This is a genomic window from Curtobacterium sp. ME26 (assembly GCF_903970945.1).
In the GTDB taxonomy this organism is placed as follows: Bacteria; Actinomycetota; Actinomycetes; order Actinomycetales; family Microbacteriaceae; genus Curtobacterium; species Curtobacterium citri.
The window spans coordinates 1-7,367 of record NZ_CAJCKG010000086.1 but is presented as its reverse complement, the minus strand read 5'-3'; the positions used below and the strand labels follow the sequence as shown (position 1 = coordinate 7,367).

The window sequence follows — 7,367 nt, the reverse complement described above, 5'->3', positions numbered from 1 at the left end:
GTGCAGGGCCTTGTCGAGCTCGAACGCGTCGAGGGGCGCGCGGTGGCCGCCGAGGTCCGTGCCGGTGCCGCGCTGGTAGCCGTCGAGGAACGCCGCGCGGGCAGCCTGTGCCCAGGCACCCGCGTCGACGAACGCGGCGTCGTGCGCGAGCGAACCGGCGACGTAGTCGAAGGACCGCAGCATGCCGGCGACGTCCCGCAGCGTGACGTCCGGGAGCGAGCGCTCGGTGAGCGGGCGGAGCGGCTCCCCCTCGAAGTCGAGGAACACCCACCCGCGGGGCTCCGGTGCCGCGAGCACCTGGCCGAGGTGCAGGTCGCCGTGGATGCGCTGCAGGGCGGGCCACTCGGCCGCGGCGGCCCGGTCGTACACGGCGCGGACGGCGTCGACGTGCGGGGCGACGGTCGGGGCCTCGCGGACCGCGGCGTCGAGCCGCGCGTGCATCGTCGCGACGGCCGCGTTCCGGCGCGCCTCGTCGGCGGGTTCGGTCGGCAGCGCCTCGGCGAGGGTGCGGTGCACCTCGGCGAGCGCCGACCCGAGGGCCGCGGCGTGCGCGTCCCACGGCGTCCCCTCGCGGGCGTCGTGCAGCGCGACCCGCCAGGCGTCCTCGAGCCCGGGGAGGAACTCCTGGGCGAACGCGAGGTGTCCGGTGGCCGTCCCGTCCGGGCGTCCGGAGTCCGGCCACGTGGCGCGCAGGGCGCCGTACACGGTGGGGACCCGGGCGCTGCCGGCGGCCGACAGTGCGAGCTGCGTCGTGACGTCGGGGTTGTCGCCGTGGTGCAGGACGCGGAAGACCTTCACGATGACCTGCGCGCCGTCCGCGGTGTCGCAGATGACCGAGGTGTTCGACTGCTCGCCGGAGAGCACGCGCGACGCGGTCACCCGTCCGATCGGGCGGAGGGACGACGGGTCGGCGTCGATGCGCTCGGTCAGTTCCTGCACCCACGCGGTGTCGGTCGTCGCGTCGACCGGGTCCGACCCCGACCCGCCCGCATCCGGCGCCGGGGACAGCACCGGCACCTGGTAGAGCACCGGCCCGGTCGGAGCGTCGTCGAGGACGAGCCGGGTGCCGTCCGACTCGGACAGCGTGCGGAGGGACGGCGTGCTGCCCTTCGCCGTGTACCAGCGCTGCCGGGCGATCCAGCCCTCGAGCGTGCGGTCGTGGACGCGGTCGGGTGCCTCGGCGCTCATGGGGAGGACGCTACGCGTCGGGACCGGAGTACGCCCCGGGTGGCGCGTCCTCTGCTCTTTACAACGATGTACAGAACGACCAGCATGGGGGCATGAGCTCCCTCGACGGCACCGGCGCCGCCCCCTCTCCCCGCGCATCCCTCCCCCTGGCCTCCGAGCAGGACGGCACCTACCCGCGTCCGCAGCTGCTGCGTCGTGCCTGGGCGGACCTCGACGGCACGTGGTCGTTCCGGAACACCGGGGACGACCCGTCCTGGCGGAGCGGTTTCCCCGACGCGCGGGACATCACGGTGCCGTTCCCGCCCGAGTCGCCGGCGTCCGGCATCGACGAACCGGGCTTCCACCCCGTCGTCTGGTACGCCCGCACCCTGACCCGGGCCGAGCTCGACGCCGCCGGGTACGGCCCCGGGGCCGATCGGTTGCGGCTGCACTTCGGCGCCGTCGACCACCGCGCCCGGGTCTGGATCGACGGCCGGTTCGTCGGCGAGCACGAGGGCGGCCACACCCCGTTCTCGTTCGACGTCACCGAGGCGCTCGGCACCGACCCCGACGGCGAGCACGTGCTGGTCGTCCGCGCCGAGGACGACCCGCACGACGTCACGCAGCCCCGCGGCAAGCAGGACTGGCACGAGGAGCCTCACGCCATCTGGTACCGCCGAACGACCGGGATCTGGCAGACCGTGTGGCTCGAGGCCGTGCCGTCGCGGTCGATCGCGGCCCTCCGCTGGTTGAACGTCGACCACGCCACCGTGCGCCTGACCGTGCGGCTCGCCGGCGAGCGCCGGGACGCCGAACGGGTCCGCGTGGACGCCTGGTGGCAGGGCACGGGCGAGGAGCTCGCGTCGGTCGAGGTCGCCGTGCCCGCCGACGCCGACGAGGTCGTCGTCCCGGTTCCCGTCGCCCGCCAGACGAACGGCCAGGCCGAGGACGAGCTGGTGTGGAGCCCGGAGACCCCGCGCCTCGTCGACGCGACCGTGGCACTCGTCGGGGTCGACGCGGTGGCGAGCTACTTCGGCCTGCGGACGGTCGGCACCGACGGCGGCGCGTTCCTGCTGAACGGGCGCGCGTACGACGTCCGCAGCGTGCTCAACCAGGGCTACTGGCCCGAGTCGCACCTCGCGGCCCCGTCCCGCGCGGCCCTCCGGCGCGAGGTCGAGCTCATCAAGGAGCTCGGCTTCACCGCGGCGCGGAACCACCAGAAGATCGAGGACCCGCGCTTCCTCTACTGGGCGGACCGCCTCGGGCTGCTCGTCTGGGGTGAGGCGCCGGGCGCGTACGCGTTCTCCCCGCTCGCGGTGCAGCGGCTGGTGCGTGAGTGGATGGACGCCGTCGAACGGGACGCCTCCCACCCGTCGATCGTCACGTGGGTCCCCGCGAACGAGAGCTGGGGCGTGCAGCACGTCGCGACCGACCCGGCGCAGCAGGCGTACGCGAGGGCGCTCGCCGACCTGACGCGGGCACTCGACCCGACCCGCCCGGTGATCTCGAACGACGGCTGGGAGCACACGAACTCGGACATCGTCACGATCCACGACTACGAGGGCGACGGCGTCCGGCTCGCGGCGACGTACGCGGACGACGCGGCACGGACGGCGCTGCTCGGCGGCCGCGGACCCGCCGACCGCCGGATCCTGGTCGGTGGGGCGACCGACGAGGGCCAGCCGGTGATGCTGACCGAGTTCGGCGGCGTGGACTTCCAGCCGGGAGCCCGCCGCGAGGACGGCTGGGGCTACACCTCGGCCGTCGACGGCGACGACTGGGTGGACCGGATCACAGCGCTGTACGACGGCGTCCGGGCGAGCTCGTTCCTGGCCGGGTCGTGCTGGACGCAGCTCACGGACACGATGCAGGAGACGAACGGGCTGCTCAACGCCGACCGCAGCCCGAAGGTGCCGATCGAGCGGATCCGGGCGGCCGTCACCGGGCGCTGACGCGCGGCACGTCGGTCCGTTCCCGCAGAACGCAACGTGGGCGGTTCCTCGCAGCGAACTACCGCTGCGAGGAACCGCCCACGTTGCGTGTCGCGGGAGGGTCAGGACGCGAGGAAGCGCAGGACCGTCTCGTTCCACTCGTCCTTGTGCGAGGCGAGCACACCGTGCGGGCCGCCCTCGATGACGTGCGTCTGCGCGTTCGGGATGGCGGCGGCGGTGCGCTGACCGGACGCCTCGAACGGCACGATGCCGTCCGAGTCGCCATGGATGACGAGCGTCGGGACGTCGATCTTCGTCAGGTCGTCGCGGAAGTCCGTCGTCGCGAAGGCAACGGTGCAGTCGAGCGTGCCCTTCGGCGAGGCGAGCTCGGCGATCGACAGGTCGTACGCACGCTGGTCGTCGCTCACGAGCGGCTTCTTGAGCAGGCCCGGCTCGCCGCCCGCCGTGTAGAACATGTCGACGAACTGGTGGAGGAACGCGGGACGGTCGCCCGTGATGCCGTTCGCGAACCAGTCGGCGAGGTCCTGGTCGACCGCGCCGTCCGGGTTGTCGTCCGACTTCCACAGGTACGGCGGCACCGCGCTGGCGAAGACGAGCTTCTTGATGTTGCTGGTCCCGTCCCGCGAGGCGTAGCGCGCGAGCTCGCCGCCGCCCATCGAGAACCCGATCAGCGTGACGTTCGACAGCCCGAGCTCGGTGATGAGCTTGTCGAGGTCCGCGGCGAACGTGTCGTAGTCGTACCCGCCCCAGGGCTGCGAGGACTGGCCGAACCCGCGGCGGTCGTAGGCGATGACGCGGTGGCCGGCCTCGACGAGTGCCGGGATCTGGCCCTCCCACGAGCGGCCGGAGAGCGGCCAACCGTGGATCAGGACGACCGGGTCGCCCGAGCCGAAGTCGTCGTAGTGCAGGTCGATGTCGTGGCCGTTCTCGGCGCCGACGGTGATGAAGGGCATAATTCCTCCTGTCGTGGTCCTTCCAGGGAACGCGGCTGATGCAACTCCCTGCACCCTGGTGCTCCCTGGAGGTGCGGCGACCGGACAGTGAACGTCGGCTGTGGAGGTGGGAGGATCGGTCGGTGACCGACCTGGCGGAGACGACCCGTGCCTCCCGGCCGGGGCTGTCGTCCCGCGTCCGTCGCCTGCTCACGGTCGGCCTGGAGGGACGGCACAGCGGGTGGACCGCTCCCCTCCTCGTGTGGCTGGCTTCCCGCGTGGTCAGCACCGTCCTGCTGCTCACGGTCTGGCTGCTCGCCACCGCGCACGGCTGGCGGTTCGCGTCGTACCGACGCGAGGGGACCTTCACGGCGTTCCTCGGGTCGTGGGACGCGTCGTTCTACCGGACCATCGCCGAGCACGGCTACCCGACGACGCTGCCCACCGACGCGGCGGGCCACGTGCTGCCGAACCCGTGGGCCTTCCTGCCGGTGTTCCCGACGCTGGCGCGGCTCGTCCAGCCACTGGCCGGCGGGTCCTTCTGGGCCGCCGGCGTGCTCGTCGCCACGCTCGCCGGGGCCGGCACGTGCGTCGTCCTCTGGCACCTGGTTCGCGCGGTGACCGACGAGCGGCGGGCGACCCGGGCGACGGCGCTCTTCGCGTTCGCGCCGACCGGGTTCCTGCTGCAGGTGGCGTACGCCGAGAGCACGTTCCTGCTCCTGCTGTTCGGCGGCCTGCTCGCACTGGTGCGCCGGCGGTACTGGCTCGTGCTGCCGCTCGGGCTCGTCGCGGCGTTCACGAAGCCGGGGGTGCTCGCGCTCGCGGTGGCCCTCGCGGTGCACCTGGTGGTGCGGGTCGTCCGGGAGCGCCGGGCGCTGCCGGTGCGCGACGCGGTGGCCATCGTCGTCGCCGGGCTCGGGGTCGCGGCGGCCGGCCTCGCGTGGCCCGTCGTCGCGTCGGTGGTGACGGGGCGGCCGGACGCCTACCTCGAGACGGAGACGTCCTGGTGGGTCGGGTTCGTCGGTCGGCAGCACTTCGAACCGCTGACGCCCTGGTTCCGGATGGCCTCGACGTGGCTCGGGCCGCTCGGCGTCGTGCTCGTGGTGGGTGTGCTCGCCGCCGCGGTGTGGGTCTGGACCCGGCGGGGCGTCCGCGCCCTCGGGACGGACGTCGTGGCGTTCACGGCGTCGTACGCGCTGTACCTCGTCGCGGTGTTCCTGCCGCAGCAGAGCCTGCCGCGACTGCTCCTGCCGACGGCGCCGCTCCTCGGGGCGGCGGGCTTCACGGGGACGCGGCGGCGGACGGTCGCGTGGCTCGTGGTCGGGGTGTGCCTGCAGCCGGTCGCGGTCGTGCTGCTGTGGTTCCTCGGGTTCCCCTGAGCACGCGCCGGCGGGTGGGGCGGAGGTCGCGGTCGCCGCGGTCGAACCACGGTTCCGACGTCGAACCAGGGTGGGCGGCTGGTTCGACGTCGCTTCCGTGGTTCGTCCCACGTCGTCGGAGCCGCCCCGCGCGGCCCTACGCGTCGAACGTGTGGAACCAGGCGGTGCCGCCCGGGTGCTGCACGGTGATCATCTCGTCGAGGTCGCGGTAGGGCCCGTCCTGGTTGTGGCTCGCCGACTTGATCCGGACGGTGCCGTCCGGCTCGGTGAAGACCTCGGAGACGATCGTCACGTGGTCGGGCGACTGGTTGTCGTTCCAGTCGTAGAACACGATGTCGCCGACCCTGACCTTGCTCCGCTCGTCGAGGGAGCGTCGGGTCAGCCCGAACTCCGCGGCGTTGGCGGTCATCCACGGTTCCATCGCCGGGCAGTACGTCCAGGTGGCGCTGTGCTGGGCGCCGCCGGCCCGGTTGTACCAGTCGGAGCGCTGCTGCCACCCGCGGGCGACCAGGGTCTGCGACACGTAGTTCGCGCAGTCGCCACCGATCGGGTTCATGGTGCCGTACTCGGCGAGGTTGTAGTCGGACCAGTACCGCATCGCGTACGCGAGCTGCCGGTCGACGTCGGTCAGCGCCGCGTAGGCGACCGTCGTCGTCGCGACCGCCGTCGACGCGTCCGGGACGGGTGCGGCCGTGGGCGTCGGGGTTGCGGTCGTCTGGTCCTGGGTCGCGCCGGCCTGCCCGTCGTTCGCCGCGCTGCCGTTGCCGTCCGACGACCGGTTGGCGGACGGACTCGGCTCGACCGCCGTCGTGAAGAGCGCGACGTCCGCCGAGCCGGGCGTGTACATCGCCTGGTGCGGAGCCGTGAAGGTCACCTTCGTCGCCGAGGCCCGCACGTCACGCGCCGCGATCCCGCCGACCGTCACCCCGCGGACCTCGGCCAGGCCGGTCCCGGCGACCGTGACGGTGACGCCGCCGGCGAGCGGGACCTGTGCGGGCTCGATCGACGAGGCGGCCGGGCGGGCGCTCGACGACGACCCGCCGTCCTTGCCACCGGAAGCTGCCCCGGACGAGCTCGACGATCCGGACGAGCCCGACGGGCTCGACGTGGCGTCGTCGCCGCGGGAGCAGGCGGCGACGGCGAACCCGATGCCGGCGACGCCGGCGAGGGAGAGCAGGGAGCGGCGGGTGAACGAGGCAGTCATGTCTGCACCAGGGTAGGCGACGGTGCGGCAGGATCACCGGAAGCGCACCACCGACCGGAAGGACCGCCACCCGCATGCCCGAGAGCCACGACTTCTTCGTCGCCGCCGACCCCGACTCCACCCGCCTCCGGGTCCGCGACGCACTCGTCCGTGAGGGCTACGCCGTCGAGGACGCCGCGCAGGGCGCCCTGCGTGCGACCCGCGGCAGCCTGGGCGTCACCCTGTTGATCGGGGCGCTGGCGGGCGAGCGGACGTTCCACACCCGGCTCGACGTGCAGCTCATGGTCGCACCGGACGGGAGCACGGTGGCACGGCTCCTCCGCGGGTCCGGGCGGGCGGTGCTGAAGGGCGGGGCGATCGGCGTCGCCCGCGGCACCCGGGCGTTCGAGCAGGCCGCGAACGCGATCCACGCCGAACTCGCGCGCGCCGGCGTCCTGACGGACAGCGCTCCGAGCTGACGACGGACCCTCGGGAACGCAGAAGGCCACCCGGTCCGGGTGGCCTTCGTGCATCTGGTGGAGCTAAGGGGATTCGAACCCCTGACCTTCTCATTGCGAACGAGACGCGCTACCAACTGCGCCATAGCCCCAAGTGCTCGACCACACTAGCACCACCGTGAGCGCGATCCGAAATCGGGACGCGGCGGCCGGGCGTGCCGCGGCGTCAGACCGCTCGACGTCGACGCATGACCGCGTCGAGGTCGGTCTGCCGGTAGTCGTCGTCGCCGATGACG

At 73.3% G+C, this 7,367-nt stretch carries 6 protein-coding genes and 1 tRNA gene; 3 read left to right on the top strand and 4 right to left on the bottom strand.

Annotated features, from left to right (window positions below; translation table 11 throughout):
* On the bottom strand, positions 1-1,188 hold a 1,188-nt coding region (locus tag H7A69_RS16925), incomplete at its 3' end, for a phosphotransferase (protein ID WP_182048111.1).
* 92 nt (positions 1,189-1,280) lie between these two features.
* On the opposite strand from H7A69_RS16925, the gene H7A69_RS16920 reads away from it, so the two are divergent.
* Complete coding sequence (locus H7A69_RS16920) at positions 1,281-3,119, top strand: glycoside hydrolase family 2 protein (protein ID WP_182048110.1); 1,839 nt, start codon at positions 1,281-1,283, stop codon at positions 3,117-3,119.
* A gap of 101 nt (positions 3,120-3,220) precedes the next feature.
* On the opposite strand, the gene H7A69_RS16915 is transcribed toward H7A69_RS16920, so the two are convergent.
* A complete protein-coding gene (locus H7A69_RS16915; RefSeq protein WP_182048109.1) occupies positions 3,221-4,072 on the bottom strand; it encodes an alpha/beta fold hydrolase in 852 nt (283 codons plus the stop codon).
* A 122-nt stretch (positions 4,073-4,194) separates the two neighbouring features.
* On the opposite strand from H7A69_RS16915, the gene H7A69_RS16910 reads away from it, so the two are divergent.
* A complete protein-coding gene (locus tag H7A69_RS16910; protein ID WP_182048108.1) occupies positions 4,195-5,430 on the top strand; it encodes a hypothetical protein in 1,236 nt (411 codons plus the stop codon).
* Between the two features lie 136 nt (positions 5,431-5,566).
* Here the strand turns inward: H7A69_RS16910 and H7A69_RS16905 are convergent, their stop codons facing one another.
* Positions 5,567-6,634: an amidase domain-containing protein gene (locus H7A69_RS16905; protein WP_182048107.1), complete on the bottom strand. Its 1,068-nt coding sequence runs from the start codon at positions 6,632-6,634 to the stop codon at positions 5,567-5,569.
* 74 nt (positions 6,635-6,708) lie between these two features.
* On the opposite strand from H7A69_RS16905, the gene H7A69_RS16900 reads away from it, so the two are divergent.
* Entirely contained in the window at positions 6,709-7,092 is a 384-nt protein-coding gene (locus tag H7A69_RS16900; protein WP_182048106.1) for a hypothetical protein, read from the top strand.
* A 55-nt stretch (positions 7,093-7,147) separates the two neighbouring features.
* Here the strand turns inward: H7A69_RS16900 and H7A69_RS16895 are convergent.
* A tRNA-Ala gene (locus H7A69_RS16895) sits at positions 7,148-7,223 on the bottom strand.
* Positions 7,224-7,367: the final 144 nt, after the last annotated feature.

What these genes read in the sequence shown, in the direction of transcription:
- H7A69_RS16900 (WP_182048106.1), top strand. Translation starts at nt 6,709, where the DNA reads ATGCCCGAGAGCCACGACTTCTTCGTCGCCGCCGACCCCGACTCCACC.
- H7A69_RS16915 (WP_182048109.1), bottom strand. Translation starts at nt 4,072, where the DNA reads ATGCCCTTCATCACCGTCGGCGCCGAGAACGGCCACGACATCGACCTG.
- H7A69_RS16905 (WP_182048107.1), bottom strand. Translation starts at nt 6,634, where the DNA reads ATGACTGCCTCGTTCACCCGCCGCTCCCTGCTCTCCCTCGCCGGCGTC.
- H7A69_RS16920 (WP_182048110.1), top strand. Translation starts at nt 1,281, where the DNA reads ATGAGCTCCCTCGACGGCACCGGCGCCGCCCCCTCTCCCCGCGCATCC.